Source organism: Leucobacter sp. Ag1, assembly GCF_000980875.1.
Classification (GTDB): domain Bacteria; phylum Actinomycetota; class Actinomycetes; order Actinomycetales; family Microbacteriaceae; genus Leucobacter; species Leucobacter iarius.
The window spans coordinates 42,040-67,000 of sequence record NZ_LAYO01000103.1 but is presented as its reverse complement, the minus strand read 5'-3'; the positions used below and the strand labels follow the sequence as shown (position 1 = coordinate 67,000).

Here is a 24,961-nt window from a genome sequence, read left to right as displayed (position 1 = left end):
CGCTGATATCGAAAACGTATCTCCGAAGCGGACCGGGTGTCCGTGCGCGGGCCGCGGCTACGGAAGGTCTCCGGTGATACGGCCGCGCACGCGGCGCAGATCCTCCATCAGCGATCCGATGAGCACCCAGTGGACGGGGTGCGGGCGCGGGATCGTGTACGGCTGCGTGAGAGCGAGCGGCTCGGCCTCTGTCTCGTCGCCCGTAGGATCGCTCTCACCCGCCGGGTGCGCGAGCAGCTCGAGGTCGTGCGCCGCGCGGCGCATCTCCTCGACCATGCCGGCGACCGAAGGGTCCTCGACGAGTTCGGGATCGTACAGGTCGTAGACCGCGCGCGACATGCCGATGACCTGCGTGACGATCGGCTGCAGCCGCTCGAACAGCGCGTCGTCGGCTGCGAGGGCCTCGCGGTGCCGGGGTCCGCGCGGGTTCAGGCGCAGGCTCTCGCGTGCGCGCCGCAGCAGCGCGTGCACGTCGGAGCGCTTCTGCTGCAGCGTGCGGGCCCGGGTGAGCATGTCGTCCAGCCAGGCCTCGTCGCGGGGCTCGGCGAGCGCGTCCGCCAGCCGCCGCAGTGCTGCGGCCGCATCGAGGGTCAGCTCGCTGATCTTCGACCGGACCGAGGTGGTGCGCACGGGCGCGACGATCGCCGCGTTGACGATGACGCCGATCGCCGCGCCGATCGCGGTCTCGACGAGGCGCTCGACGCCGTAGCCGAGGTGCAGACCGCCGAGGGCGATCATGAGGAGCGCCGAGATGGCGATCTGGTTCATCGAGCTGTTGCTCATGCGGAGCAGCCAGCCGACCGCCATGGCCACGACGAAGGCGAGGATGAAGAGCCAGGACTGGGCGCCGAAGATGCTGCCCGCGCCGATCGCGACCGAGACGCCGAGCAGCACGCCGACGACGCGCTCGATCCCCCGGGTGAGCGAGGCGTCGACGCTCTCCTGCACGCAGAGCAGCGCGGCGATCGCGCCGAAGATCGGCAGCTGCTCGGGGAAGATGAGGAGGCAGACGAACCAGGTCAGGATCGCGGCGACCGTCGCTTTGGCAACCTGGAGCAGCGGCGCGCGTTCGTTGACGGTGAAGCGTCCGGTGAGGTTGCGCGAGGCCCGCCGCCACTGCCGCGTCTGCGGCGGCTCGGATCCCGAGAAGCCCGCGGCGCCGGCGCTCACAGCAGTCCCAGCTTGCGCAGCTCCTCGCGCAGCGTGGCGCCGTCGGGTCCGTAGATCCAGGGCACTCCGCTCACGCTGCGGTGCAGGCGGGCCTTCGAACGGCCGCCGGCCAGTACGGCCTCGCCGACCGAGAGCTGCCGGATCGCGACGGCGGCGACGTTCTCGGGGTGCGCGGTCGCGAACTCGTGGTAGAGCGACTCGTCGTGCTGGCCGTCGTCGCCGAACAGCACCCACTTCACCTCGGGGAACTCGCGCGCGAGACGGCGGAGCTCGCGGCGCTTGTGCTCCTTGCCGCTGCGGAACCAGCGATCGTGGGTCGGGCCCCAGTCGGTGAGCAGCAGCGGCCCCATGGGGTAGAGGTTGCGCGCCATGAAGCGGCTGAGCGCGGGTGCCGCGTTCCACGCGCCGGTGGAGAGATAGATGACGGGGGAGCCGGGGTGGGCCGCCATCAGGTGGTCGAGCATCACGGCCATGCCGGGCGTCGCCGACCGGGCGTGCTCGTCGAGCACGAAACTGTTCCACGCGGCGACGAGCGGCTTCGGCAGGGCGGTGATCAGGATCGTGTCGTCGACGTCCGAGAGGACGCCGAAGCGGGCCGCGGGGTCGACGATGTAGACGGGCGCCTCGGCGGGCTCCTCGTCGGCGATGCGGAGCCCGATGGTGTGCCAGCCCGGCGACAGCGCCGCGCGCACGTTCGCGTCGACCACGCCGCCGCGATCCGCCTCGACCTCCGCGTGCGGTTCGCCGTCGATCAGCACCTGCACCCGCTGGTGCGGCACGTGCAGGCTCGTGAAGGTGCGCCAGCCGCGCACGCGCGAGACCTCGGCCACGTCCGATCGGAAGCGGCTCTGCTCGTGCGCGGCGGGCTTCAGATAGAGCACGCGGCCGAGCACGCGCACCCACTCGGTCGATCCGTAGCCGATGTAGGGGATCACCGCGGGCAGCTTGCCGCGGGCCTTCGCCCGCTTCTCGCGGCGGGAGTGCACCCAGTCCTCGGTCCGGGCTGCGAGTCTCGGCCGGGAATCGGGAATGGCGGGATCAGTCACCAGTCCATCCTAGGCAGAGACGGGGGTGCCGGGTGACATGTCGCTCGACGTGAAGAAATCCCTGATCCAGGTGTTGTTCGACGTCAAGATGTATTTGCAGTGAACCCCCAGGAAGCGGAAAATAGACAGTGACCGGACACCGTTCGGTAGCTCTGCGGGGAATCACCATCCCCAGCCGGAACTCACTATGGGAGTGCGCTCCATAGTGAGTGCGCGCCCGCACCCTGGAGTGTCATATGAACGACTTCCTCGATGCGCTCACGCTGGCCCGATGGCAATTCGGGCTGACCACGCTGTATCACTTCCTCTTCGTTCCGCTCACTATCGGCCTTGCGTTCCTCGTTGCGATCCTGCAGACCTGCTGGTACCGGACGGGCAAGGCCAAGTACCTCCGCCTGACCAAGCTGTTCGGCAAGATCTTCCTCATCAACTTCGCGATGGGCGTCGTCACCGGCATCGTGCAGGAGTTCCAGTTCGGCATGAACTGGTCGAACTACTCCCGCTTCGTCGGCGATATCTTCGGCGCGCCCCTCGCCATGGAGGGCCTCATCGCCTTCTTCCTGGAGGCCACCTTCATCGGTCTCTGGATCTTCGGCTGGGACAAGCTGCCCAAGGGGCTGCACCTCGCCTCCATCTGGCTCACGTCGATCGCGACGATGCTCTCGGCCTACTTCATCCTCGCCGCCAACGCGTTCATGCAGAACCCCGTCGGTTTCGAGATCAACGCCGAGAAGGGCCGTGCCGAGCTCACCGACATCGGAGCCGTGCTGCTGAACCCGGTGGCCACCCACCAGTTCCCGCACACGATCTTCGCGTCGATCATGTTCGCCGCCTGCGTCATGGTCGCCGTCGCCGCATGGCACCTCAAGCGCAACCAGTTCGTCGACGACATGCGCACGGGCCTGCGATTCGGCCTCTGGGCGAACATCCTCGCCTTCGCGGGCGTCGGTCTGACCGGGCACTCGCTCGGCATGGTGATGACGCAGACCCAGCCGATGAAGATGGCGGCCGCGGAAGCCTTCTACAACACGGGCTCCGGCGCGGACGCCTCGTTCTCGATCTTCAGCTGGGGCACGCCGGACGGGGCGCACGAGATCTTCTCGATCCGCATCCCGTACCTGCTGTCCTTCCTGTCGAACGGCAACTTCACCGGGAGCGTCGAAGGCATCCGCGACCTGCAGGCGCAGTACACGCAGCAGTTCTGCGGAGCGGACTCGACGCTGCTCACCTGCCCGACCGACGGCTCCTTCGTGCCGATCGTCTGGGTGACCTACTGGGCCTTCCGCTGGATGATCGGCCTCGGCGGCCTCGCGACGCTCGTCTCGATCGCGGGCCTCTGGCTGACGCGCAAGAACCGCGAGGTTCCGGCGTGGGCCTGGCGCGTGGCGATCTGGACCGCCCCCATTCCGATGGTCGCGTCCCTCGTGGGCTGGATCTTCACCGAGATGGGTCGTCAGCCCTGGCTCGTGTTCGGGGTGATGACCACCGCGTCGGGCGTTTCGCCGGGGGTGCCCGGCTGGGCGGTGCTGGTGTCGCTCATCGTGTTCACACTGGTCTACGGCTCGCTCGCGGTCGTCGAGTTCAAGCTCATCACGAAGGCCGCGAAGGTCGGTACCCCCGACCTGTCCGCGGACGGCGACGACGACGCGGATGCCGACGCGTCGAAGCTGCAGACGGTCTATTAGGAGATCACGATCATGGAACTCACCACCATCTGGTTTCTCATCGTCGGCGTCATGCTCATCGGGTACTTCGTGCTCGACGGCTTCGACTTCGGCGTCGGCATGGCCCTGCCGTTCCTCGGCAAGGACGACACCGACCGCCGCGTGCTCATCAACACCATCGGCCCCGTCTGGGATCTGAACGAGACCTGGCTCATCGTCGCCGGCGCCTGCCTCTTCGCGGCGTTCCCCGAGTGGTACTCGACGATGTTCTCGGGCTTCTACCTGGCGCTGCTGCTGATCCTCGTGGCGCTGATCCTGCGCGGCGTCTCGTTCGAGTACCGCCACCAGGGCAAGGGCCGGGAGTGGACCCGCTGGTTCGACCAGTTCATCTTCTGGGGCTCGCTGCTCCCGCCGCTGCTCTGGGGCACCGCGTTCGCGAACCTGGTGCAGGGGCTGCCCATCGAGGAGCTCTCGACGGGCGGGTGGATCTACACCGGCTCGTTGCTCACGCTGCTGAACCCCTACGGCCTGCTCGGCGGCGTCACGCTGACGCTGCTCTGCTTCACCCACGGCCTGGTGTTCATCGCGCTCAAGACCGAGGGCGAAGTGCGCACCCGGGCTCGTGCACTGGCGACGAAGGTCGGGATCGTGACCCTGGTCGCGGCGGCGGCGTTCCTCGTCTGGACCGTGCTGATGCACGGGGCCCACCCGAACGTCGTGCTGATCGCCGCGCTGGCCGTGGTGGCCGCGGTGGCGTTCATCGTGGGCCTGATCGCGAACCTCCGCGGCCGCGAGGGCATCGCCTTTGCCGGCAACGCGGTCACGATCGCGTTCGCGCTGCTCACGATCTTCGCCGCGCTCTTCCCGAACGTGATGATCTCGAGCACCGATCCCGCCCTGTCCATGTCGATCGCGGACGCGGCGAGCTCGCAGAAGACGCTCGAGCTCATGACCTGGGTCGCGGTGTTCACCATGCCGCTGGTGCTGGCCTACCAGGGCTGGACCTACTGGGTGTTCCGCAAGCGCATCTCGCGGACCCACATCCCGGCAGCCGCCCACTAGGCTGATCCGAGATGAAACCACTCGATCCCCGGCTGCTGCGGACGGCGCGGGCCGCCCGCAGCGTGCTGGCGATCGGAGCGGTCCTCGGCGTGGTCCGCACGCTCGCGGTGGTCGCCTGGTGCTGGTTCCTGGCGCAGGCGATCACCGCGGTCGCGTTGCCCGCTCTCGGGATCCCGGGAGGGGCCGCGAGCGCGGCGGGCGGGCGCGTCGCCGAGGGCTCGTCATCCGTCGCCGATCTGCCGATGCTGCTGCTCGCGGCCGGCGTCGCGCTGGTCGTGCGCACCGGCGCGGGCTTCGCGATGGATCGCCTCGCGGCGCGCGGCGCGGTGCTTGCGAAGTCCCAGCTCCGCACCGCCGCGCTCGATGCGCTCGATTCCCGTTCGCCTCTGGCGACGGACGGCCGGTCCGAAGCGGAACGCGCCGTGTCCCTCGGACGCGGCCTCGACGCGCTGGACGGCTACTTCTCGGGCTACCTGCCGCAGCTGATCCTCGCGGCATGCGCGACGCCGATCCTCGTGCTCACGGTGCTGCTCGCCGACCCGGTGAGCGGGATCACCGTGCTCGTGGTGTTCCCGGTCATCCCGATCTTCATGATCCTCATCGGACTCGCGACCCAGCGGGTGCAGGATCGCCAGTGGTCGCAGCTGAACCGGCTCTCGCGCTCGTTCCTCGACGCGGTCGAGGGCCTGCCCACGCTCAAGATCTTCCGTCGCGAATCGCGGCAGAGCGAGCGCATCGCGCGCGAGACCGGCGAGTACCGCTCCCGCACCATGCAGGTCCTGCGCGTCACCTTCCTCTCGGGCTTCGTGCTCGATCTTGCGGGCACCTTCTCGATCGCGCTGGTCGCGGTCACCGTCGGCACCCGGCTCGTCAGCGGTGGATTCCCGCTCGGGCTCGGCCTCTTCGTGCTGCTCCTGCTGCCCGAGACCTTCGCGCCCATCCGACAGGTCGGCGCGGCCTATCACGCCTCGGCGGAGGGGCTCGCCGCGGTCGGCGCCGTGTTCGCGATCGTCGACGGCCCTGGTGCTCCGAGCTCCCGCAGCGCTGACGCGGCTGCGACCGGAGGCGCGAGCGGGGCCCCGGCCGACGTCCGTGCCGAGCCCGGGCCCGGACACCGGGGGATCCGCTTCGACGAGGTCGTGGTGCACCGCGGCGACCGCGCCGTCGTCGGCCCGGTGAGCTTCGAGGTCGCACCGGGCGAAGTAGTGGCGCTCGCGGGGCCGTCCGGCGCCGGCAAGACGAGCCTCGTCGCGACGCTCCTCGGGTTCCTCGAACCCAGCACCGGGTCGGCCGCGCACTCCGGTGCGATCGCCTGGAGCGGGCAGCGCCCGGACCTGCTGCAGGGCACCGTCGCCGAGAACCTCGCGCTCGGTGCCGACCGGATCGACGACGAGCGTGCGGAGCGCGTGCTCGGGCGGGTCGGGCTCGGGGATCTCGATGCCCGGACCCCGCTGGGCGCGGGCGGCTCCGGCCTGTCGGGCGGACAGGCGCAGCGCGTCGCCGTCGCCCGCGCGCTCTACCGCGCCGACGAGACCGGCGCGCACGCCCTCGTCCTGGACGAGCCGAGCTCCGCGCTCGATGCGCAGAACGAGGCCGTGCTCGCCAAAGCGCTCCGCGCCGAGGCGGAAGCCGGGCGCGCGGTGCTCGTCATCAGCCACCGGGCGGCGCTGCTCGCCTCGGCGGACCGCGTGGTCCGGATCGGAGACGCCGAATGACCCGTTCCGTCGCGCTCGAGCGAGATGCGACTCCGCTCGAGCGGGTCATCGCGCTGGCCCTGCCCGAGCGGTCGAAGCGCGCACCCGGGGTCGCCCTCGGGGTGCTCGCCGACGCCTGCGTGGTCGGCCTGCTCGCGCTGAGCATGTGGCTGATCGTGCGTGCGGGGGAGCAGCCCCCCATCCTGCATCTGACCTTCGCGATCGTGGGCGTGCGCGCGCTCGCGATCGGCCGGGCCGCGTTCCGCTATGCGGAGCGGCTCGCCAGCCACCGGGCGGCGCTCACCCAGCTCTCCGATCTCCGCGTGCATGCCTACGAGCGCCTCGTCCCCAGGATCCCCGGCGCGATCGAGGATCGGCGTCGGGGCGAGGTTCTCGGCGCCTTCGTCGACGACGTCGACCAGCTGCAGGACCTTCCGCTCCGCGTCCGTCAGCCGATCGTGACGAGCAGCATCGTCATCGGTCTCTCCCTGATCGCGGTCGCGATCGTGTCACCGCTCGCCGCGCTGATCCTCGCCCTGGCGCTCGCGGGGGCGGGTGTGCTCGCGGTCCGCTGGTCCTCCAGGATCGCGGCCGAGAGCGATCGCGAACTGGGCGCCGCGCGCGCGACCCTGCTGGACGCGCTGCTGGAGCGTTTCCGCGCGGCCGAAGCCCTCGCGGCGTTCGGCGCGCTGGACCGGCAGCGGGAACGGATCTCCGCGGCCGAGGCCGAGCTGTCCCGCGTGCAGCTGCGCCGGGCTCGGGCCGCCGGACTCAGCGCGGCCGTGCTCGGGGCCGCTTCCGGGATCGCCTCGATCGCGATCCTCCTGCTGCTCGCGCCGGCGACCGGGCAGGGGCTCTCCGCCCCCCTGTTCGCAGCGGCGGTCGTGGTCCCGGCCGCGGTGTTCGAGGTGTTCGCGCTCGTACCGACGGCGTTCGTGGCGCGACGCACCGCACTGGCGAGCGCCGAGCGGGTCGCCGAGCTGATCGAGACTCCGCTGCCGGCCGAGATCCCCGTCGATGATGCGGGCGATCGTTCCGCGGTTCCCGCGGCGGATCCGCGTGCCCCGCTGCTCGAGGTCCGCAACCTCTCCGCCGCGCACCCGGGCTCCGCCGGACCCGCGTTCTCCGAGGTGAGCTTCGCGCTGCACCCGGGCGAGACGCTGGTGGTGTCGGGCGAGAGCGGCGCGGGGAAGAGCACGCTCGCGGCCGCGCTCGTGCGGTTCCTCGACTACTCCGGCTCGTACGCGATCCGCGGGCGGGAGGCGCGCGACCTCGTTCAGACGGAGGTGCGGGCCGCCGTGGGGCTCTGCGAGCAGACCCCGCACCTCTTCGACGCGGATCTCCGGCAGAACCTCAAGTTCGCGAAGCCTGAGGCGAGCGACGACGAGCTGCTGGCCGTGCTCGATCGTGTGCGCCTCGGCGACTGGGCACGTGCGCGCGGTGGGCTCGACGCGGAAGTGGGCGAGCGCGGGGCGCTCGTCTCGGGAGGCCAGGCGCAGCGCATCGCGCTGGCCCGGGCGATCCTCGCGGAGTTCCCGGTCGTGATCCTCGACGAGCCGACGGCGGGAGTCGACCGGGAGGTCGCCGACGCGCTGCTCGCCGACCTGCTCGGGGCGCTGCCGGACGACCGCGCCGCGATCCTGATCACCCACACCGAACTGCCCGAGGGGGTGCGGGCGCGCCGCATCGTGCTCTGAGCAGGTCAGACCGGACTGAGGCCGCGGAAGTGGTCGAAGACGATCTGTGTCTGGGACTGGGCGAGCGCGGGATTCGATCCGATGTGCCGCGCGATCAGATCGCGCAGCGCGGGCACGCTCGCGCACGCGACGTGGAGCACGAAGTCCCGATCGCCGCCGATCAGATAGACCTGCTGCACCCCGGGCACCCGGCGGAGTTCCTCGGCGAGCGCCGGAATTCGGTTGCGCTCGTGGCTGAGGACCCGGAGCAGGATGAGGGCGTGGACGCTCGCCCCGGTCACGTCGGGGTCGATCTCGGCGTGGTAGCCGCGGATCACGCCCGCCGCTTCGAGTGCTCGGACCCTGCCATGGCAGGTCGAGACCGGGAGCCCGACCCGCGCGGCGAGCTCGGTGTAGGCCAGGCGACCGTCGGCGGCGAGCTCCGACAGGATCGCGCGGTCGGTGTCGGTGAGCGGGAAAGTGTTCACGGGCTCCTCCAGATGGGCGGGTCATGCTGAAGCCTATCCGGATGATCCACCGAAGGTTGGAAGATTTCCGGATTATCGGCGCCGATCCCGCGTTCTCGACAGACTGAGATCGAAACCGCACGTTCGCGATGGAGGGAAGCCGTGCAGATCATCGACCTCAGCCCCGCAGTCGACGGTGCGACCGCCGTCTGGCCCGGCGACGCCCCGTTCCGCCTGCAGCGGCGCTGGTCGATCGCCGCGGGTGACTCCGTCTCCGTGCAGACCATCACGAGCACCGGCCACGTCGGTGCGCACATCGATGCACCCGCCCACGTGCTCGAGGGCGCCCCCGATGCCGCGTCGATCGATCTCGACGCCTGCATCGGATCCTGCCTGGTCCTCGACGTCTCCGAGCTGGTCGATCGCTCGGGCGACCCGTTCAGATTCGCGCCGGAGTCCGCGATCCGCGCGCGGATCGCGGACGTCTCGGCCGAGCCCGTCGAACGCCTGCTGCTGCGGCATCGCGCGGTACCCGGCAACGACTGGATGCCGAAGAGCCCGGGCGTCGACCCCGCGTTCGTGCGCTGGTTCGCCGAACAGGGAGGCCGACTGCTCGGGATCGATCTCGACTCCTTCGATCCGCTGCAGGACACCGTGCTCGCGGCTCACCGGGCGGCCATCGCCGCAGAAATCGTATTGCTCGAAGGACTGGATCTCGCGCTCGCGCCCGAGGGGTCCGGCGAGCTCATCGCGTTCCCGCTGCGCCTGGTGGGCGCCGACGCCTCGCCCGTGCGCGCCGTGCTCCGGCGCCCCTGACCCCCCCGAACTTCCCATCCCGGTCGACCGAGAGGACCCCATGACCGACACCGACCGCACTCCGACCACCCGCGCGTTCTGCGTGGAGGCCGATGCCCAGGACCCGCTGGCCGGGCTCCGCGACGAGTTCCTCCTCCCGGAGGGACTCGTATACCTCGACGGCAACTCGCTCGGAGCCAGGCCGAAGGGAGCGCTCGAACGCGCCGCGGCGGTCATCGAGCGCGAGTGGGGGCACGACCTCATCGCGAGCTGGAACACGCACGACTGGTTCGAACTGCCGAAGCGGATCGGCGCGAAGATCGGACGCCTGATCGGCGGCGAGCGCGGCGGATGCGTCGTGAGCGACACGACCTCGATCAACCTGTTCAAGGTGCTCGCAGCCGCGCTGAAGATCCAGGATCAGGCGGCGCCGGAACGCCGCGTCATCGTCTCGGAGCGCGAGAACTTCCCGACGGACCTCTACATGGTCGAGGGGCTCGCGAAGCTGCTGGACCGCGGCTACGAGCTGCGCCTCGTCGACGAGGACCTGCCGCTCTCGGAGGCGCTCCGCGAGGATGTCGCCGTGCTCCTGCTCACGCACGTGAACTACCGCACGGGGGCGCTCTGGGACATGGCGGCGGAGACGCGGCGTGCGCACGAGGCCGGTGCTCTGGTGATCTGGGATCTCTGCCACTCGGTCGGCGCGGTGCCCGTCCGCGTGAGCGAGGCGGACGCGGACTTCGCGATCGGCTGCACCTACAAGTACCTCAACGGAGGGCCGGGATCGCCGGCGTTCGTGTGGGTGCACGAGCGCCACCAGGCCGCCGCCGAGCAACCGCTCTCGGGCTGGTGGGGGCATGCCGCACCGTTCGACATGGCCGTCGCGTTCGAGCCCGCGCCGGGGATCGACCGCTTCCTCACCGGGACCCAGCCGATCGTCTCGCTCGCGATGACCGAGGTCGGCGTCGATCTCGCGCTGAGCGTCGACGACCGCGCGCTCCGCGAGAAGTCCCTCGCGCTCACGACCCTCTTCATGCGCCTCGTGGACCAGCGGCTGGCGCATCACGATCTGACGCTCATCACCCCGGAGGATCCGGAGCGACGGGGCAGTCACGTGAGCTACCGGCACCCGGAGGGGTACGCCGTCATGCAGGCGCTCATCGCGAACGGCGTCGTCGGGGACTACCGCGAGCCCGAGGTGCTGCGCTTCGGCATCACCCCGCTCTACGTCGGCTTCCTGGACGTGTGGGACGCGGTGGAGACGCTCCGATGGGTGCTCGACGAGGAGGTCTGGCGGGCGCCCGAGTTCCAGACCCGCGGCGCGGTCACCTGAGCGCCGCCCGCTCCCGATCCAGCCCTGCAACGACGCACGACCGAACGGACCAGCACCATGACTCAAGAGTTCAGCGACATCCAGACCCGCGAGATCGGGCTCCAGAAGACGCTCAGCGCCCGCCAGCTCAGCATGATCGCGCTGGGCGGGGCCATCGGCACCGGCCTCTTCCTGGGGAGCAAGTTCGCGATCGGATTCGCCGGACCGAGCGTGGTCATCAGCTACATGATCGGTGGCGCGATCGCACTGATGCTCATGGGCGTGCTCGCCGAGATGACCGTGAAGCATCCGACCTCGGGATCCTTCGGCGCGTACGCCGAGCACTACCTGAACCCGCTGTCGGGGTTCCTCGTGCGCTACATGTACTGGGCCTGCATCGTGCTCGCGGTCGGCACCGAGGTGACGGCGGTCGGCGAGTACATGCAGCTCTGGTTCCCCGGCGTCCCGCCCTGGATCTGGGTCGTGCTCTTCTCCGCAGCTCTGATCGGCGTGAACGCGATGAACGTGAAGAACTTCGGCACGCTCGAGTACTGGTTCTCGGCGATCAAGGTGTTCGCGATCATCGCCTTCGTGATCGTCGCCGCCTGGCTCGTGTTCTTCTCGGGCGGCGGAGGCTACGGTTTGCACAACTGGACGGCTGGCGAGGGATTCATGCCGAACGGGCTGACCGGCATGTGGTTCGCCGTGATCGTCTCGATCTTCAGCTACCTGAGCATCGAGATGATCGCCGTCGCCGCGGGCGAGGCGAAGGAGCCCGAGGCGGCCGTCAAGCGCGCGTTCAAGGCGACGATCTTCCGTCTCGTGGTCTTCTACTTCCTGACCCTGTCGCTGATCGTGTCGATCGCGCCGGTGTCCGAGATCCTCAAGGGCGGCAGCCCGTTCGTCACGGTGATGCAGCTCGTCGGGATCCCCTATGCGGATTCGCTCCTCAACTTCGTGGTCATCATCGCGGCGCTGTCGGCCATGAACAGCCAGCTCTACATCTCCACCCGCATGATGTTCTCGCTGGCTCGCGCGGGGGAGGCGCCCCGGGCGCTCGGGCGGGTCCGGCCCAACGGCGCACCCCTCAACGCGCTGCTGCTCTCCACGGCCGGCATCGCGGTCGCGACGATCATCTACGTGCTGATCCCGGGAGAAGCGTTCACCATGATGTTCGCCATCTCGATGTTCGGGGCGATGTTCACCTGGTTCATGATCTTCGTCACGCACATCGCGTTCCGGCGGCGGATCGCGGCATCGGGGGAGAAGCTCGCCTACCGAGTGCCCGGGTCGCGCGCGGGCGCCGTCGTCGGGGCGGTGCTGATGCTCGCGGTCGCGATCTCGACGGCGTTCACGGAGGAGTTCCGCGCGACGCTGCCGTTCGGGGCGCTGGCGCTCGCACTCGCCGTCGCGGCCTTCTTCATCCTGCGACGTCGACGGCAGCGGGCCTCTCAGCCGCGCTGATCGGCGCGGGGCCGGCCGCGGCCGCGCATCGGGCCCGCGCCGGGGTCCCGGCCGGCGTCCGCGAGCGCCTGCCGCAGCAGCACTTCGATCTGCGCGTTGACCGACCGGAGATCGTCGGACGCCCACTTCGCGACGGCCGCGTGCACGCGGGGATCGAGCCGGAGCAGCAACTGCTTGCGCTCACCGCTCTGCCGGCGCGACGGCTTCTCGGATCGGCCGCCGCCCGCTCCCGGATCGGACCTCTCGGACATGATCAGCTGTAGAGGGAGCCCGCGTTGATGACGGGGGTCGCCCGCTGGTCGCTCGTGAGTACGAGCAGCAGGTTCGACACCATCTGCGCGCGCCGTTCGTCATCGAGCACCACGACGCCCTCCTGCTCGAGCCGGCTGAGAGCCTGCTCGACCATCGTGACGGCGCCCTCGACGATCTTCTCGCGGGCCGCGATCACCGCGCTGGCCTGCTGGCGCTGGAGCATCGCCTGCGCGATCTCGGGAGCGTAGGCGAGCGACGAGATACGCACTTCGATCACCTCGAGGCCGGCGATGGCGACGCGGGCGGCGACCTCCTCGGCGAGCTCGGCCGAGACGAGGTCGGTGCTGCCGCGCAGCGACTGCTCTCCGGGGCCCGGCTCGTCGTAGGGATGGGTGGTCGCGACGTGCCGCAGCGCCGCCTCGGCCTGGGTCTCGATGAACTCGCCGTAGTTCTCGACGGCGAACATCGCCTTGGCGGTGTCGGCGACCTGCCAGACCACGATCGCTGCGATGTTGACCGGGTTGCCGTCCGAGTCGTTGACCTTCAGCTCGTTGGTCTCGAAGTTGTGCACGCGCACCGAGACCTTCTTCCCGCTCGTGAAGGGGGCGACGAGGCTGATGCCGTCGCGGCGGACGGTGCCGACGTAGCGCCCGAAGAACTGCCGTACCGAGGTGTGGCCGGGCGTCACGATGGTGAGCATCGTGCAGATGAGCACGGCCGCGATGATGACGACGAGGCCGAGGGCGAGGATCGCTCCACCTGCGCCGTCTCCGCTGTCGAGGAGCGCGCCGCCGCCGATGACCAGGAGACCGCCTCCTGGGAAGCCGACGATGGCGAGCAGCAGCGCCGTGATGCCGGCTGCGCTGCCGAGGTGCCAGGCGGATCGCTCGGCGATGTTGACGCGGATCCCGTCGTGGCCGACGGGTTCGGGGGCGGTGGTCATGGCGGGCTCCTTCGGTCGCCGGGCGGTGATACTAAAAAGATATCACTTTATGCGGAGCCAGGCCGGCGCGACTTCCTCCCAGCTCGCATCGACCGCCTCCCGGAACCGCGCGAGGCGGTGCGGATCCGGGGCGGGCAGCACGATGCCGTCGATGGCGCTCACCGGGCGGATCCCGTGCAGCGCGTTGACCGCCCAGACCTCGCGCGCGGCGAGCGCCTCCGGCTCGAGCGACGCGGAGGTGCGGGGGATCCCGAACGCTGTCGCGGCTTCGTCGATGAGCTGTTCGGTCACGCTCGGCACCCGGGCGGAGGACCCGCTGCCGAACAGGACCCCGTCCTCCCACCAGAGGAGCGACGTGGTCGCGCCCTCCACCGCCCGGCGCTGCGGATCGAGCAGCAGGGCCTCGGCGCCGAGGTTCCGATTGAGCTCGGCGAGCCGCGAGATGTTCGGGCCCTTGCGGTCGGCGTGCTCGAGCACGACGCCGGGCGCGGAGCGCAGCTCGACCGCGGTACGGAGCTCGGGCAGCGGCCGCAGCGACAGGCGCAGATCCAGGCCGCGATCCGCGGCGCTGCGCCAGAGCTCCCAGCGGGGGAACCCCTCGCCGTACTCGGCGATGCGGAACCGGGCCTCGTCCAGGAAGTTGCCGACGCCCCGGAGCGCACCGGCGCTCGCTCGATGGGTGGACCGGGAGAACCTGAAGATGTGATGGGCCAGGCCGCGGACCTCCGCTCGCCCCTCGCGCACCCGCACGCGGAAGGAATCCGCCACGAGCAGCTCGTCGCGCGGTTCGGGCTCCGGATGCGTCACGGCGATGCCCCTTCCTCGCGCTGTCCCGGTTCCGTCCCACACTACGCTGGCTGCATGATCGAAGCGGTGCGTGGTGCAGTTCGCGCTCTGCCGTACCCGGGGGATCCCGTGGCCGTCGCGCGGGCGCTGTCGGCGGAGTCGGCCTGGTTCTGGCTCGACGGCTCCGCCGCAGGGGACTCCCGGACGAGCTATCTCGGCACGGCCGATCGGGTCGTCGACGCCCGGCCCGGCCGGGAGCGGGAGTTCCTGGCGCTGCTCGAACCCTCGACCGACGCGGGTGCCCGCGGCGGCTTCTCCGGCGGCTGGGTCGTCGCCCTGTCGTACGAGTTCGGCGTGGCGCTGCTCGATCTCGAGCCCGCTCCCGATGACGCGGCTCCCGCCTTCGCCCTGCGTGCATCGACCGTGCTCGTGATCGACCACGAGCGTGAGGCCGCCGAGCTGCGGGGCGAGAGCGACGCCGCGCTCGACGCGTGGATCGCGCGGTTCGGGAGCGGCATGTTCGCCGAGCCCCGCGCGGACGCCGAGCGGCCCGACGCGATCGGATCGGGCGGGTCGACCGTGCCCCCGGCGGAGCCCGCGTGGCGACGGACCGCGGCGAACTACCGAGCCGACGTCGAGGCCTGCCGTTCCGCGATCGCTGCGGGCGACGCCTACGTGCTCTGCCTCACGGACACCGCCGAGATGGCGGGGAGCTTCGACGCGCTCGACCTCTACCGCGAGCTGCGGGCGGCGGGCGGCGCGATCCGCGGCGGCGTCGTCGCGGCGTGCGATCGTGCGCTCGTCAGCGCCAGCCCCGAACGCTTCATCGAGATCCGCGGGGACCGCGTGTCGACGAGACCCATCAAGGGGACGCGGCGGAGGGATCCCGATCCGGTCCGGGACGCCGAGCTCGCGGCCGAGCTCGCCCGGGACCCGAAGGAGCGCGCCGAGAACCTCATGATCGTCGATCTCATGCGCAACGACCTCAGCCGGGTCTGCCGGCCGGGCAGCGTCCGCGTGGACGGCTTCCTCCGGGTCGAGACCCACGCGCACGTGCACCAGCTCGTGAGCACCGTCCGCGGTCGCCTCGAACCGGGGTCGGGGATCGCCGAGGTACTCCGATCCTGCTTCCCGGGCGGATCCATGACGGGGGCGCCGAAACGCCGTGCGGTGGAGATCCTCGCCGGGCTGGAGCGGGGGCCGCGGGGCCTCTACTCGGGGTGCTTCGGATGGATCGGCGACGAGGGCGACGTCGAGCTCGCGATGACGATCCGGAGCGCCGAACTGCGCGGAGGAGCGCCCGAGCCGGAAAGCGGTCGGTCGCTCTTCGCGACCGCGCGCGTCGGGGCCGGGGGCGGCATCACCGCGGATTCGGATCCGGAGCGCGAGCGCGCGGAGAAGGAGCTGAAGGCCGTGCCGCTGATCCGTGCGCTCGGCGCGGTATCCTGGTGACTTGTGCGCCCGCTGCCGAGCGGGTGCGTGCGAGTAAGAGATCGAGGTGCGCGTGACCGAGCAGCAGGCCGAAGGCTACGACTTCCGGGCGATTCAGGATCGATGGCTTCCCGTGTGGGAGCAGCTCGAGCCGTTCGCCGCGGGTCGTTCCGACGACGGACGGCCCAAGAAGTACGTGCTCGACATGTTCCCCTACCCCTCGGGCGACCTCCACATGGGGCACGCCGAGGCGTTCTGCTTCGGCGACGTGCTCGCCCGCTACTGGCGCGGTCGCGGCTACGACGTGCTGCACCCGATCGGTTGGGACTCCTTCGGTCTCCCCGCAGAGAACGCGGCGATCAAGCGCGGTGTCGATCCCCGCGAGTGGACCTACGCGAACATCGCGCAGCAGAAGGCCTCGTTCCGGCTGTACGCGCCGTCGTTCGACTGGAGCCGCGTGCTGCACACGAGCGACCCCGAGTACTACAAGTGGAACCAGTGGCTGTTCCTCAAGATGTACGAGAAGGGCCTGGCCTACCGCAAGGCGAGCTGGGTCAACTGGGATCCGGTGGATCAGACCGTGCTCGCCAACGAGCAGGTGCTGGCCGACGGCACCTCCGAGCGCTCCGGCGCCGTGGTCGTGAAGAAGAAGCTCACCCAGTGGTACTTCCGCATCACCGACTACGCGGATCGCCTGCTCGACGACCTCGACCAGCTCGAGGGCAAGTGGCCCACCAAGGTGCTGAACATGCAGCGGAACTGGATCGGCCGATCCGTCGGTGCCGAGGTCGAGTTCGAGATCGAGGGCCGGGCCGAGAAGGTCCCGGTCTTCACCACGCGCCCCGACACGCTGCACGGCGCGACCTTCATGGTCGTCGCGCCCGACTCCGACCTGGCGGCCGAGCTCGCCGCATCGGCCTCGGCCGAGGTGCGCACGCAGTTCCAGGCCTACCTCGAAGAGGCGCAGAAGCAGAGCGAGATCGATCGGCAGAACGCCGACCGCGAGAAGACCGGCGTCTTCCTCGACCACTTCGCGATCAACCCGGTCAACGGCGAGCGGATCCCGGTCTGGGCCGCCGACTATGTGCTGGCCGACTACGGTCACGGCGCGATCATGGCCGTGCCGGCGCACGACCAGCGCGACCTCGACTTCGCGCGCAAGTTCGACCTGCCGGTGCGGGTCGTGCTCGAGGTGCGCGACGCCGAGGGCGAGATCGTCGCGGACCCCGCCGAGAGCGGTGTCGCGGCCTCCGGCGACGGGATCCTCATCAACTCGGGCGAACTCGACGGGCTCGGCAAGACCGACGCCATCGCGAAGGCCATCGAGGTGCTCGAGTCCCGCGGCACGGGTCGCGGAGCCAAGACCTACCGCCTGCGCGACTGGCTCATCTCGCGCCAGCGCTACTGGGGGACCCCGATCCCGATCCTGCACGGGGCCGACGGCTCCATGCGCCCCGTCGAGCAGTCGGCGCTCCCCGTCGAGCTGCCGGCGTCCGAGGGCCTGGACCTCAAGCCGAAGGGCGCCTCGCCGCTCGGCGCGGCGACCGAGTGGGCGACCGTCGTCGACCCCGAGACCGGCGAGACGCTGACGCGCGATCCCGACACCATGGACACCTTCGTGGACAGCTCCTGGTACTACTTCCGCTTCCTCTCGGCGAACGACGACACGCAGGCGTTCGACCCGGCCGAGGCCAAGAAGTGGGCGCCGGTCGACCAGTACGTCGGCGGCGTCGAGCACGCGATCCTGCACCTGCTCTACTCGCGATTCATCACCAAGGTGCTGCACGATCTCGGCTACATCGACTTCGAGGAGCCCTTCCTCGACATGCTCAACCAGGGCATGGTGCTGCTCGACGGCGCCAAGATGTCGAAGTCGAAGGGCAACCTCGTCGAGTTCGCGTCCGAGCTGCGCGACCACGGCGCCGATGCGCTGCGCGTCACGCTGGCGTTCGCGGGCCCGCCCGAGGACGACATCGACTGGGCCGACGTGTCCGTGCAGGGCTCGGCCAAGTTCCTGGCGCGCGCCTGGCGCATCGCCGACGACGTGCAGAAGTCCGGTTCGCCGGCGGGCGCATCGTTCGACTCGGGCGATGCCGCGCTGCGCCGCGCCACGCACAAGCTGCTCGCCGATGCTCCCGAGCTCGTCGAGGCGTACAAGTTCAACGTCGTCGTCGCGCGCCTCATGGAGCAGGTCAACGTGACCCGCAAGGCGATCGACGCCGGTGCCGGCGCGGCGGACCCCGCGGTGCGCGAGTCCGCCGAGGCGATCGCGATGATCCTGTCGATCTTCGCGCCCTACGCGGCGGAGGACATGTGGGCGAAGCTCGGGCACGAGCCGACCGTCGCGCTCGCGGTGTGGCCGCAGGCCGATCCCGCGCTCCTCGTCGAGGACGAGGTGACGATGGTGGTCCAGGTCGATCGCAAGGTCCGCGACCGCCTGACGCTGTCCGCGTCCGTCACCGAGGCCGAAGCCGAGGCCGCGGCGCTCGCATCGCCCGCCGTGCAGCGCGCGATCGGCGACCGCGAGATCGTCAACACCGTGGTGCGCGTGCCCAAGATCGTGAGCATCGTCACGAAGCCCGCGAGCTAGGCGCCTCCGCGACCGCCGACGGCGGCCGGAACGACGAAGCGGAGCGGAACCTGCACGGTTCCGCTCCGCTTCGTCGTTCTCGGGCTCAGCGCAGCGAGGTGCGACGTTCGATCGACCGCACGCCCCACCACGACAGCAGGGCCGTCACCACGATGGTCAGGGGGATGACGCCGAGGCCCAGCACATCGACCTGCTGTTGGCCGCCGGCGCCGGGGTTCTGGAGCACGTCGACGAACTCCTGCAGCATGCCCCGGGCGACGAGGGTGCCGGCATCCGGTCCGCCGATGGTCAGGCCGAGGGGGACGAAGAGCATCGCCGCGAGCCCGGCGCCCTGCATGACCACGTAGAGTCCGACCCAGCCGAGCAGCGGAGCGCCGAATCCGAGCCGGTTGAACCGTCCCTCGGCGCCGATCGACATGATCGCCGCACCGCAGAGCACCGCGAACACCAGCTGCACGAGCAGGACGACGGCGAGGAACCAGAGCATGGGAGCCCCCAGCGAGTCGAGCATCCCGCGGAGCGAGTCGAGGGCGGCGTCCGTCGAGAGCCCCTGCGAGATGCTGAGCACCACCATCGCGGTGGCGAGTCCCAGCGCCGAGATCGCGCCCGCGACCACGGCGACGATGAGCGCGTACAGCGTCTTCGCCCAGAACAGGCTGCGGCCGCGCACCGGGATCGACATCGTGAAGTAGCCCTCGCGCCCGTACATCGACTGCCAGTAGCGGATCGCGAGGACCGCGAGCGCCGCGGGCACCAGCAGGAGGGACGCGAGGATCCCCACGACGAGGCCGGCGGAACCGATCAGGGGAACGCGGAGCGCGGCGAGGGCGAGGGAGAGCGCGGCGACGAGCACGATCGTGCCGAGCGTGCCGAGGAGCATGCGGCGGCTCGTGCGGAGTTCCTGGGAGAGGAGTGCCGACATCATGATGCGTAGACCTTTCGGAAGAGGGCGTCGAGGCCCATCTGGTGCTGTTCGCGGAGTTCATCGGCCGCGCCCTGGAGCAGGATCCGGCCGCCTCGCAGGAACACGACCGAGTCGACGATCGCCTCGACGTCCTGGATCAGGTGCGTCGAGATGACCATGAGCGAGTCCTCGGCGAAGCCGGAGATGATGCCGCGGAGGATCACGTCGCGGGACGCCGGATCGACGCCCGAGATCGGTTCGTCGAGCAGGTAGACGCGGGCGCGGCGGGACATCGCGAGCGAGATCTGCAGCTTCTCGCGCATTCCCTTCGACATCTCCTTCAGCGTGAGATCCCACGGGAGCGCGAAGAAATCGATCATCTCCCGCGCCTTCGCCTCGTCGAAGTCGGTGAAGAACCGCGCGTACTGCGCGATGGCATCCGCCGGGCGGAGGCCGTCGGCGAGGAACGACGCATCCGGGAGGAACGAGACCATCGCCTTCGACTCCGGGCCCGGCGCGCGTCCTTCGACGCGGACCTCGCCCTCCCACTCCGAGAGCAGACCCGCCAGGATCTTGAGCAGGGTGGTCTTGCCGGAGCCGTTGTCGCCCATCAGGCCGACGATCTGCCCGGAGGCGAGCTGCAGCGAGAGCCCGTCGAGCGCAGCGCGCCCGTGGTAGGTCTTGCGGAGTCCCTCGACCTCGACGGCCGGGTGCTCCGGGGTGATCGATGTGCTGCTCATGGCACGTCCTTTCCGTGTGCTGTGCGCTGTGCCCAGCGCTGTTCGAGAAGCGCCACGGCGGCGGAGGGCTCGAGCCCGATGCCGCTCATCGCGTCGATGAAGTGATCCGCCGAGGTCTCGGCGAGCGCGGACCGTGCGGCGGCGACCGCTTTGCGGTCCGTGGTCACGAACCGGCCGACCGTGCGATCGGTGGTGGTGAGTCCGAGGCGGTCGATCTCGACCAGGGCCTTCTGCACCGTGTTCGGGTTGGCGCCGAACTCGAGCGCGAGTTCGCGGACGGAGGGGATCTTTCCGCCGGGAGGCCACTCGCCCGAAGCGATGAGGCGGCGGACCTCGTCGACGAGCTGCGCCCAGATGGGGCGGGAGTCATCGATCCTCATGGGTGTCCCTGCTCTCGGATTCTCGTGCGACCTGTTGTCTCGTTGTATTATTACACTAATACAGTCGATCCGGCCATTCGATCCACCTCACCCGCGCGGACGCGCCCACCGAGACGCAGCACTCCGATCCCTGTGCATAATCGTCCGACCGCGAACCCACGCACCTACGGTCGATCGCATGTCCCACATCTCGTCACCGGCTCCGATCGATCGCCCCCAGATCCGCCGCGCGCTCCTCGAGCGTTTCGGCCCGCAGCTCTCGGCCGAACCGCCGCCAGAACCGATGCGTCTGCAGCCGGTGGTGCCGGTGCGGGAGCGCGTGCGCAGAGCCCTGGGCGTCCCGGTGCTCGCAGGGATCGCCGTGTTCACGATCGCCGTGGTCGTCGCGGTCGCGCTCGTCTGGTTCCGGCCGCATCGCGTCGAGGCTGCGCCGAGCGCCGCAGAGGCGGGTCGCGGTGTCACGGAGACGTCGCCGCAGCGGAGCACGTCGAACGGGCCGTCGGACGACGGCCCCCGCTTCGTGCACGTCGTGGGCGCGGTCGAACACCCCGGAGTATTCCGCATGCCCGCGGGAGCGCGGGTCGAGGACGCGGTCGAAGCGGCCGGCGGCCCCACCGAGGACGCGGTCGTCGCGGGCGTCAACCTCGCGAGGGCCGTGCAGGACGGCGAGCAGATCCTGATCCCGAACCGGTCCGATGCGGCCGAGCCCTCGGCCGGCGGCGGTGCGGCGTCCGGCGGTGCGGGCGCGCCCGACGGCGCGGCTCAGATCGATCTGAATCAGGTGGATGCCACGGGGCTCGAGGCGCTGCCCCGCATCGGCCCCGCGCTGGCGCAGCGGATCGTCGACTGGCGCACCGCGAACGGTCGTTTCCGGTCCGTCGACGACCTGCTCGAGGTTCCCGGCATCGGCGAGAAGACGCTCGACGGGTTCCGCGACGTCGTGCGGGCGGGGTGAGCGCTACGCGTCGCTCGGACACCGTCGACGGACTCTGGCGGGTGCTCGCCCCGTCGCTCTGCATCTGGGCCGTCGCGGCCGCCGTCATCTCGGTACCCGGTGCCGGCGTCTGGCTGAGCGCCGCTTCGGTGGTGGCGGCGCTCCTCTCGAGCACGGTCGCGCACGTCGTCGGACGTCGGCGAAGTCGGGCCGGGTCCTCGACGGACCCGGTGCTCGGAGCCCGGGTGCTCGGGGTGCTGCTGATCGGAGCCGCGGCGCTGCTCCTCCTGGGCGTCAGATTGATCGTGCTCGAGGAGGATCGGAGGCACCCCGGGCTGAGCACGGCAGCGGGCAGCGGCCGCGCGATGACCGTTGAAGTGCGGCTGAGCGCCTATCCGGGATCTCGGGCCTCCGAAGACGGGACGCGGTCCTGGCTCCGGGGAACGGTCGATGCCGCGCCCGTGCTGGTCTGGTTGGACGGGGCTCCCGATCCCGAATGGGGGCCGGGGAGCCGGGTCGGAGTGACGGGCGGGATCCGGGCGCAGCCGCCCGAATCGGGCGCAGCCTTCGAGATATCCGCGCGCGGCGCCGCCGAATCGATCCCGGGTGCGCTCGACGGCATCGTGGGAGCCCTGGCGGAGTCCCGCGCCCGGCTCGCCGCCGCGGCCGCCGTCGTTCCGGGCGCCGAACTGGTCCCCGGTTTCGCGGTCGGCGATACGAGCCCGGTGCCGGAGCGCCTCGACGACAGCATGCGTGCGACATCGCTCACGCACCTCACCGCGGTGTCCGGGTCGAACTGCGCGCTCGTGATCGGGGCGATCACCTGGGTTTCGGCGCGTCTCGGAGCCGGGCGCCGGACCCGGATCGTGCTCTCCGGGCTCGCTCTCGTCGGCTTCGTCGCCCTCATCGGTCCCGATGCGAGCGTGCAGCGTGCGGCGGTCATGGCGGGGGTGATGCTGGCCAGCCGATTCGGAGGAGTGCCGGGGGCCGGACTTCCCGCGCTCGGCGCGGCCGTGCTGCTCCTCGTGCTCGCCGACCCCTGGGAATCGAGGCAGGCCGGGTTCGGGCTGTCCGTGCTTGCGACCGGGGGAGTCCTGCTCCTCGTCCCGGCGCTCGAGGAGCGCCTGCGGCGAACCGCGCGGCTGCCCCGGGTCCTCGGGCTGCCGATCGCGATGAGCGTCGCATCGCAGTTCGCCTGCGGGCCCGGCCTGCTCCTGATCGAACCGGGAATCCCGCTGGCCGGCATCCTCGCGAACCTGCTCGCGGCGCCGGCGGCACCGATCGGCACCGGCGTCGGATTGATCGCTCTGCTCCTGCTCGGGATCTCGGAGTCGCTGGGGAGCGCCGCCGTCGTGGTGGCGAGTTGGGCCGCCCGTTGGGTGGCGGCCGTTGCCGAGGTTTGCCAGACGCTTCCGCTCGCCCGGCTCGAATGGCCCGGCGGGTGGCTCGGTGCGGCGCTGCTGATCGCCGTGCAGTGCGCCCCGCTGATCGCGATAGGACTGCGATCTGGTGCCATCGGGCTGCCCGGAGGTGCGCGGGTGCGCCAGCGCGCGCCGTGGCGTCCCGCCCCGTCGGTGCCGACCGTCGTGCGCGTCACGATCGCGCTGCTCGTGTTCGGGTCCGCGGGGACCTCGGCCGGGATCACGGTCGCGGTTCCGCTCGCGGAACGGGCGGCCACGCCCCGCGACTGGGCGTTCGTCGCCTGCGATGTCGGGCAGGGCGATGCGCTGCTCCTGCGGGACCCCCGTTCGCCCGACGCGGTCGCGCTGGTCGATACCGGGGACGAGCCCGAGCGGCTCACGGATTGCCTCCGGCGCTTCGCAGTCGACCGGATCCAGCGACTCGTGCTCACTCACGACGACCGCGACCACGTCGGCGCGCTGGAGCGGGTGATCGATCGTGTCGACTCGGCGACCATCGCGCCGCCCGTCGGCCCGCCCGTCGCTCCCATCGCCGAGGGAACCTCGCGGGATGCCTGCGGCGGCGACCCGCGGGCCGTCGCCGAGCGGCGCGTGCTCCGCGAGCTGTGCGCGGCTGCGATACCGGTCGAACTCGGCGTCGCGGGGAGCGGGATCTCACTGCCGTCCCGGACCGGTGACGCGCTCGCCTCGAAGGGCGCACAGCGGGAGGAGCGATCCGGGGTCGAGGTCTCGGTGCTCGCGCCGTCCGTCGGTGAGCGTCCGGCCGATTCGAACGGCGCCTCTCTCGTACTCGGCGTGCGGGCGGGCGGGTTCGCGATGCTGCTGCTCGCGGACACCGGGCGGGAGGAGCAGCTCAGGCTGCAGCGGGCGGGGACCGACCTCGCGGCGGACCTCGTGAAGATCGCGCACCACGGTTCGCGCGATCACGATCCCCGACTGGCGGCAGCGGTCGGTGCGGGACTCGCGGTCGTCTCGGTGGGCGCGGGCAACCGCTACGGACATCCGACCGCCGAGGCGATCGCGTCCTACGAGCAGGCGGGAGCCGTCGTGCTGCGCACCGACCGACTCGGCTCGATCGCGATCTCGCCCCGGGGCGACGGAACGGCTCGGGTGTGGGCGGAGCGCGGCGGCGAAGCGACGGACGGGCGGGCAATGTCGGCGGGCTGCCCTAGGCTTGAAGGGTGGCAGCGGCAAAGGGCGGAAGCAAGAGCAAGATCCCTCAGGTGGGATGGTTCGAGGCGCGCCCGGCGCCGGTCGTGCTCATCAGCGGACCCGAGGCGTTCCTCGCCGACCGTGCTGCACGGACCATCCGCGATCAGCTCAAGGCCGCGGTCCCCGAGACCGAGGTTCACGACATCGAAGCCTCCGGGTACGCCTCCGGCGAGATCTTCACGATCGCGAGTCCCTCCCTCTTCGCCGAGCCCCGCCTCATCCGCGTCGATGGCGTCGAGAAGTGCTCCGACGCGTTCATCACCGACATGAAGCGCTACCTCGAGCAGCCTGCCGAAGACACGACCCTCGTGCTCCGCCACGGAGGCGGGCAGCGCGGCAAGGCCGTGCTCGATCAGGTCCGCGGGCTCGCGGACGCGATCGAGATCCCGTGCCTCGAGATCAAGAAGGATCAGGACCGCTACGACTTCGCCATGGGCGAGTTCCACCGGCTCGGGGCGCAGGCGACCCCCGGCGCGGCGCGGCAGCTCGTCCTCGCCTACGCGGGCGGTCTCGGCGAGCTCGCCGGTGCCTGCGCCCAGATCGTCGAGACCGCGGGCGCCCGCATCACCGAGGACGACGTCGAACGGGCGACCGAGGGACGCGTGGAGGCGAGCGCGTTCAAGGTCGCCGATGCCGCCACGGCGGGCAAGGCGGCCGATGCGCTCGTGCTGCTCCGTCAGGCGCTCTCGACCGGCACCGATCCCATCCCCATGCTCGCGGCGCTCAACTTCAAGCTCCGCGGCATCGCCCGGGCCTACGGCGCCCGCGGATCCGCGGGGCAGCTCGCGAAGGACCTGGGTATGGCGCCCTGGCAGGCGGAACGCGCGGTGAAGGACGGCCGGGCGTGGAGCGAGGAGCACCTGGCTGCGGCGATCGACCTCGCGGCCGAGACGGAGTGGCTGCTCAAGGGCGGCAGCCGGGACCCCGAGTACGCGCTGGAACGCTTCGTGCTCTTCGTCGCCCGCCGCGGACGCGAGCCCCGCCGCGCCTGAGGCGCTCCCGGCGGTTGCGGGTGCGG

The 24,961-nt window shown here is 70.8% G+C and carries 20 protein-coding genes and 1 pseudogene; 12 read left to right on the top strand and 9 right to left on the bottom strand.

What is annotated here, in order from left to right; translation table 11 throughout:
- Positions 1-57 precede the first annotated feature (57 nt).
- Positions 58-1,170 carry an aromatic acid exporter family protein gene (locus XM48_RS11600; RefSeq protein WP_052961478.1) on the bottom strand — a complete coding sequence of 371 codons (1,113 nt, stop codon included), beginning with the start codon at positions 1,168-1,170 and terminating at the stop codon, positions 58-60.
- Entirely contained in the window at positions 1,167-2,216 is a 1,050-nt protein-coding gene (locus XM48_RS11595; RefSeq protein ID WP_046455979.1) for an App1 family protein, read from the bottom strand. Before XM48_RS11595 ends, XM48_RS11600 begins: the two co-directional genes overlap by 4 nt.
- A gap of 236 nt (positions 2,217-2,452) precedes the next feature.
- On the opposite strand from XM48_RS11595, the gene XM48_RS11590 reads away from it, so the two are divergent.
- Genes XM48_RS11590 through cydC form a run of 4 tightly spaced genes read left to right on the top strand, consistent with a single transcriptional unit; the run spans position 2,453 to position 8,333 of the window.
- Complete coding sequence (locus XM48_RS11590) at positions 2,453-3,901, top strand: cytochrome ubiquinol oxidase subunit I (RefSeq protein ID WP_046455978.1); 1,449 nt, start codon at positions 2,453-2,455, stop codon at positions 3,899-3,901.
- 12 nt (positions 3,902-3,913) lie between these two features.
- Positions 3,914-4,942 (top strand): cytochrome d ubiquinol oxidase subunit II, encoded by a 1,029-nt coding sequence (gene cydB, locus XM48_RS11585; protein WP_046455977.1) that lies wholly within the window; start codon positions 3,914-3,916, stop codon positions 4,940-4,942.
- 11 nt (positions 4,943-4,953) lie between these two features.
- Complete coding sequence (gene cydD / locus XM48_RS11580) at positions 4,954-6,657, top strand: thiol reductant ABC exporter subunit CydD (protein ID WP_046455976.1); 1,704 nt, start codon at positions 4,954-4,956, stop codon at positions 6,655-6,657.
- Entirely contained in the window at positions 6,654-8,333 is a 1,680-nt protein-coding gene (gene cydC / locus XM48_RS11575; protein ID WP_046455975.1) for a thiol reductant ABC exporter subunit CydC, read from the top strand. The genes cydD and cydC overlap by 4 nt, the downstream gene beginning before the upstream one ends.
- 5 nt (positions 8,334-8,338) lie before the next feature.
- Here the strand turns inward: cydC and XM48_RS11570 are convergent, their stop codons facing one another.
- On the bottom strand, positions 8,339-8,800 hold the full coding sequence (locus tag XM48_RS11570; protein ID WP_052961477.1) for an Lrp/AsnC family transcriptional regulator: 462 nt from the start codon (positions 8,798-8,800) through the stop codon (positions 8,339-8,341).
- Positions 8,801-8,941: 141 nt separating this feature from the next.
- Between XM48_RS11570 and XM48_RS11565 the strand changes: the two genes are divergently transcribed.
- Genes XM48_RS11565 through XM48_RS11555 form a run of 3 tightly spaced genes read left to right on the top strand, consistent with a single transcriptional unit; the run spans position 8,942 to position 12,350 of the window.
- The gene (locus XM48_RS11565; protein WP_046455973.1) at positions 8,942-9,595 is read left to right on the top strand and encodes a cyclase family protein; all 654 of its coding nucleotides are present in this window, start codon (positions 8,942-8,944) and stop codon (positions 9,593-9,595) included.
- Positions 9,596-9,635: 40 nt separating this feature from the next.
- Positions 9,636-10,907 carry a kynureninase gene (gene kynU / locus XM48_RS11560; protein ID WP_046455972.1) on the top strand — a complete coding sequence of 424 codons (1,272 nt, stop codon included), beginning with the start codon at positions 9,636-9,638 and terminating at the stop codon, positions 10,905-10,907.
- A gap of 57 nt (positions 10,908-10,964) precedes the next feature.
- On the top strand, positions 10,965-12,350 hold the full coding sequence (locus XM48_RS11555) for an amino acid permease (protein WP_046455971.1): 1,386 nt from the start codon (positions 10,965-10,967) through the stop codon (positions 12,348-12,350).
- Here the strand turns inward: XM48_RS11555 and XM48_RS11550 are convergent.
- The 3 genes from XM48_RS11550 to XM48_RS11540 are packed head-to-tail and all read right to left on the bottom strand — an operon-like array spanning position 12,338 to position 14,352.
- Positions 12,338-12,601 (bottom strand): hypothetical protein, encoded by a 264-nt coding sequence (locus XM48_RS11550; RefSeq protein ID WP_197074197.1) that lies wholly within the window; start codon positions 12,599-12,601, stop codon positions 12,338-12,340. The genes XM48_RS11555 and XM48_RS11550 overlap by 13 nt on opposite strands.
- Before the next feature lie 2 nt (positions 12,602-12,603).
- The gene (locus XM48_RS11545; RefSeq protein WP_046455970.1) at positions 12,604-13,545 is read right to left on the bottom strand and encodes an SPFH domain-containing protein; all 942 of its coding nucleotides are present in this window, start codon (positions 13,543-13,545) and stop codon (positions 12,604-12,606) included.
- 42 nt (positions 13,546-13,587) lie between these two features.
- On the bottom strand, positions 13,588-14,352 hold the full coding sequence (locus XM48_RS11540) for an aminotransferase class IV (RefSeq protein ID WP_052961476.1): 765 nt from the start codon (positions 14,350-14,352) through the stop codon (positions 13,588-13,590).
- Positions 14,353-14,406: 54 nt separating this feature from the next.
- Here XM48_RS11540 and XM48_RS11535 point away from each other — a divergent pair, with 54 nt between their 5' ends.
- Both XM48_RS11535 and leuS read left to right on the top strand, forming a co-directional pair.
- A complete protein-coding gene (locus XM48_RS11535; RefSeq protein WP_046455969.1) occupies positions 14,407-15,783 on the top strand; it encodes an anthranilate synthase component I family protein in 1,377 nt (458 codons plus the stop codon).
- 52 nt (positions 15,784-15,835) lie between these two features.
- Positions 15,836-18,352 (top strand): leucine--tRNA ligase, encoded by a 2,517-nt coding sequence (gene leuS / locus XM48_RS11530; RefSeq protein ID WP_052961475.1) that lies wholly within the window; start codon positions 15,836-15,838, stop codon positions 18,350-18,352.
- 85 nt (positions 18,353-18,437) lie between these two features.
- Here leuS and XM48_RS11525 read toward each other — a convergent pair whose 3' ends face one another.
- From XM48_RS11525 to XM48_RS11515, 3 genes are read right to left on the bottom strand one after another with little or no spacing between them, the layout of a single operon-like run.
- Complete coding sequence (locus XM48_RS11525; protein WP_156175049.1) at positions 18,438-19,277, bottom strand: hypothetical protein; 840 nt, start codon at positions 19,275-19,277, stop codon at positions 18,438-18,440.
- Positions 19,274-19,996: an ABC transporter ATP-binding protein gene (locus tag XM48_RS11520; protein WP_046455967.1), complete on the bottom strand. Its 723-nt coding sequence runs from the start codon at positions 19,994-19,996 to the stop codon at positions 19,274-19,276. The genes XM48_RS11525 and XM48_RS11520 overlap by 4 nt, the downstream gene beginning before the upstream one ends.
- A complete protein-coding gene (locus XM48_RS11515) occupies positions 19,993-20,376 on the bottom strand; it encodes a GntR family transcriptional regulator (RefSeq protein ID WP_046455966.1) in 384 nt (127 codons plus the stop codon). Before XM48_RS11515 ends, XM48_RS11520 begins: the two co-directional genes overlap by 4 nt.
- 178 nt (positions 20,377-20,554) lie before the next feature.
- Between XM48_RS11515 and XM48_RS17575 the strand changes: the two genes are divergently transcribed.
- The 3 genes and pseudogenes from XM48_RS17575 to holA all read left to right on the top strand — a co-directional run bounded on the left by XM48_RS17575 (position 20,555) and on the right by holA (position 24,935).
- Positions 20,555-21,331, top strand: a complete 777-nt coding sequence (locus XM48_RS17575) for a ComEA family DNA-binding protein (RefSeq protein ID WP_231580874.1) — start codon at positions 20,555-20,557, stop codon at positions 21,329-21,331.
- 344 nt (positions 21,332-21,675) lie between these two features.
- Positions 21,676-23,226: pseudogene (locus XM48_RS18540) on the top strand (ComEC/Rec2 family competence protein); the annotation flags it as partial.
- 686 nt (positions 23,227-23,912) lie between these two features.
- The gene (gene holA / locus XM48_RS11500; RefSeq protein ID WP_046455965.1) at positions 23,913-24,935 is read left to right on the top strand and encodes a DNA polymerase III subunit delta; all 1,023 of its coding nucleotides are present in this window, start codon (positions 23,913-23,915) and stop codon (positions 24,933-24,935) included.
- Positions 24,936-24,961 lie beyond the last annotated feature (26 nt).

Coding starts and splice junctions, on each gene's coding strand:
- XM48_RS11590 (WP_046455978.1), top strand. CDS start 2,453: ATGAACGACTTCCTCGATGCGCTCACGCTGGCCCGATGGCAATTCGGG.
- cydB (WP_046455977.1), top strand. CDS start 3,914: ATGGAACTCACCACCATCTGGTTTCTCATCGTCGGCGTCATGCTCATC.
- cydD (WP_046455976.1), top strand. CDS start 4,954: ATGAAACCACTCGATCCCCGGCTGCTGCGGACGGCGCGGGCCGCCCGC.
- cydC (WP_046455975.1), top strand. CDS start 6,654: ATGACCCGTTCCGTCGCGCTCGAGCGAGATGCGACTCCGCTCGAGCGG.
- kynU (WP_046455972.1), top strand. CDS start 9,636: ATGACCGACACCGACCGCACTCCGACCACCCGCGCGTTCTGCGTGGAG.
- XM48_RS11555 (WP_046455971.1), top strand. CDS start 10,965: ATGACTCAAGAGTTCAGCGACATCCAGACCCGCGAGATCGGGCTCCAG.
- XM48_RS11550 (WP_197074197.1), bottom strand. CDS start 12,601: ATGTCCGAGAGGTCCGATCCGGGAGCGGGCGGCGGCCGATCCGAGAAG.
- XM48_RS11545 (WP_046455970.1), bottom strand. CDS start 13,545: ATGACCACCGCCCCCGAACCCGTCGGCCACGACGGGATCCGCGTCAAC.
- XM48_RS11535 (WP_046455969.1), top strand. CDS start 14,407: ATGATCGAAGCGGTGCGTGGTGCAGTTCGCGCTCTGCCGTACCCGGGG.
- XM48_RS11525 (WP_156175049.1), bottom strand. CDS start 19,277: ATGATGTCGGCACTCCTCTCCCAGGAACTCCGCACGAGCCGCCGCATG.
- XM48_RS11520 (WP_046455967.1), bottom strand. CDS start 19,996: ATGAGCAGCACATCGATCACCCCGGAGCACCCGGCCGTCGAGGTCGAG.
- XM48_RS11515 (WP_046455966.1), bottom strand. CDS start 20,376: ATGAGGATCGATGACTCCCGCCCCATCTGGGCGCAGCTCGTCGACGAG.
- XM48_RS17575 (WP_231580874.1), top strand. CDS start 20,555: ATGTCCCACATCTCGTCACCGGCTCCGATCGATCGCCCCCAGATCCGC.